Origin of the sequence: Actinoplanes sp. NPDC051633, assembly GCF_040681735.1 — a bacterium.
GTDB lineage: Bacteria > Actinomycetota > Actinomycetes > Mycobacteriales > Micromonosporaceae > Actinoplanes.
Genome location: NZ_JBFAZH010001072.1, coordinates 1 through 2,643, shown reverse-complemented (window position 1 = coordinate 2,643; position 2,643 = coordinate 1). Strand labels below are relative to the sequence as shown.

The following is a 2,643-nucleotide window of genomic DNA, read 5'->3' as shown; positions in this document are numbered from 1 at the left end:
CCGATGCCGGCCGGCGCGGTGGAGACGACCGGTCTCGCGGCGAGCCGGCCGCTGCCGTCCTTCTCGTACAGATACGGCGGGGTGAAGTACTCGACGTTCTTCTCGAGATAGCCGAGATCCATGCAGACGCCGCAGATGCCACCGCCGCCGGTCATGACCCGCCCGTCGGGCAGCAGCGCGGCGGTCGAGTGGTACTGCCTGATGCGGCTCGCGCTCGCGAGCACCGTCCACTGGCCCGTCGCGGGATCCCAGCGCTCCGCCGCCGTCGCGGCGTTGTTCAGGTCGACCAGGCCCGAGGTCGCCGCGCTGGTCATGCCGCCGGTCGCCAGGACGGAGCCGTCGGCCAGCAGGGTCGCGTTGAGCTGCCGCCGCCCGGCCGACATGGACCCGGTGGTGGTGACGGTGGGCAGCAGGCCGGCGCCGTTGTTGACCACCACGGCGGTGCGGGTGGGCACCCGCGCCGCGCCGCCCTCGGTGATGGCCCCGCCCCCGATGACGATCGACTTCCCGATGTCGAAGCCGGCGAAGCTCCCGTAGTCGCGGGTGATGGCGTCGCGGGTGGTGGTCGCGGTGATGACGCCGTCGCCGGCGGTGTTGATCGTGTACGCGGCCGGGTGCGGCCCGAAGAGCCCGAGCTGGGCGTCCGGGCGCGAACTCATGAACGGATAGAGCCGCGCGTTGTACTTCGTGAAGCCGGTCAGCGCGCGAATGTTGCCGTTCATCTGGTACACCTCGGCGGTTGCCGGGCCGCCGCCGATGACCACCGCCTCGCCGTTGGCCATTTCCGCCACCGACGGATACCAGCGCGGAGCGGCCATGTCCTTTCCGCGCGTCCACGTCTCGGTGCGCCAGTCGAAGACGTACGTCCGGACGGTGCCCTCGAGTTTCGCGTTGGCGTTTCCGCCGGCGATCAGGATGTTGCCGTTCGGAAGGTGCGCAAAGCCCGCGCAGAAGATGTTGGACCCCTGCAGATCGACCCGCTTATATGTATTGTCGATCGGATTCCAGACCATTGCCCGCGTGAAGCTGTGCAGCGGGTACGTCTCGGCCGCGTCATCGCCGACCGAATCCCAGATCAGCAACTTGCCGTTCGGCAGGACCGCCTGGAACACCGGCACGACCTCCGTGCCGACGACCGGGCTCCACGATCCCGACAGCCCGGGATCGGCCGCCACCAGAGCCTTCGAGCGGGTCACTCCGGGGCGCACCCCGGTCTCGCGCTGGATCCGCGCGGCGTTCGCGCCGGTCCGCTGCTCGATCACCCGCATCGGCGTGCCGACCAGGTCCTGGGTCATGTGCTCGCGATCGTCCGCATGCTCGGGGGCATCGCCGGGGGCCTGCTCGTGGGCGTGCCCGTGGGCCGCCTCGGAGTGATCGTGGACATGGCCCGCGGCGGCCCGCGCGGGACTGCTGCCGGCCGAGGCCGGGTCGAGGCCGGACATGCCGATCAGGAGCACTGAGGACAACAATCCGGAAGCGATGAGGGTGCGACGCGTGGGCATGCGGACAGTCCCTTCCCCCGTGGCCGGCGAATGGTGGACCGCGTCCAATATGGCCGGTGATTCGGACGCTAACTCGCCGCGGATTATCGATTCAATGTCTGAATGCGGTCGACCGCGGCACCGTCCGGACAGGAGCCATCGGCCGAACGGTGAAGACGCGACGTGCAAATCCCGTTAAGGTGCGTCAGGTGACACCAAAAGCCGCGTCGTCAGGGGAATGTCGGATCAACGACGCGGGTGCGGAGTAATCGCATTGACGAATGACCACGATGCGAATATCGATGATGTTCGCGATATTGCGATCATCTCGGGTTCATGGTCGAACGGCGCCTGAGCGGCACCTCCGTCAATCGATCTCGATCTCCGCCAGCGGGCTCCCGGCAATCCAGCTTTCCAGGCTGTCCGCCCAGGTCAGGCCGGGCACGATCGCGCCGAAGATCCGCGCCCGTTCCTCCGGGTCGGTCACCAGCCGTGCGCGGGCCGGGACGTCCATACCGTCGAGGTGCAGCGTGAACTCGGGATGGGCCACGAGGTTCGCGTACCAGTCGCGGGCGCCGGGGCTCCCGGTCAGCCAGTAGCGGCCCGCCGCCGTGTACCGCCATGTCTCGATCCGCCGCGGCTGCCCGGTCCGGCGCCCGATCGTGGTGATGTCCACGGTCTGCTGCCGGTCCAGCGCCTGTCGCACCTCGTCCTTCACCAGGTCTCCTCGTCCGTCGCAGGACCATGGTGCAACCTCGAGCGGGCTTCAGGTCAACCATCCCGGTCAGCGGCCGACGGATCGGTCGATCTGCTCGCGCAGGATGTCGGCGTGGCCCGCGTGCCGCCCGGTTTCCTCGATCATGTGCACGAGCACCCATCGCATCGCCGGTCGTCCCCGGGCGATGGGCAGGGTCAGGTCCGTGCAGGCGGCGATGACGTCGTTCGCCCGCTCGACGGCCTCGCGGTAGCCGGCGAGAAGGCCGTCGAGCGTCTCGGTGGCGGTGGGCCGCATGGTGCGGCGCAGGTTGTGGATCGGCTCGCCGAGGAAGTAGAAGCGCTCGACGTGGGTCAAATGTTTGACCAACCCGAGGAGATTGGTGCCGGAGGGTACGCCGCTGGTGCGGACCTGCGGCTCCGGCACGTCGGCGACCTTCCTCACGAC

General features: G+C 68.9%; 3 protein-coding genes. All 3 read right to left on the bottom strand.

The window, feature by feature from the left end:
- A partial coding sequence (locus AB0M20_RS37090) for a galactose oxidase (protein WP_364305420.1) occupies positions 1-1,502 on the bottom strand: 1,502 nt, incomplete at its 3' end.
- 346 nt (positions 1,503-1,848) lie between these two features.
- On the bottom strand, positions 1,849-2,199 hold the full coding sequence (locus tag AB0M20_RS37085) for a nitroreductase family deazaflavin-dependent oxidoreductase (RefSeq protein WP_364305418.1): 351 nt from the start codon (positions 2,197-2,199) through the stop codon (positions 1,849-1,851).
- A gap of 66 nt (positions 2,200-2,265) precedes the next feature.
- Positions 2,266-2,643, bottom strand: a 378-nt coding sequence (locus AB0M20_RS37080; RefSeq protein WP_364305416.1) for a DinB family protein, incomplete at its 5' end; no start/stop codon positions are given.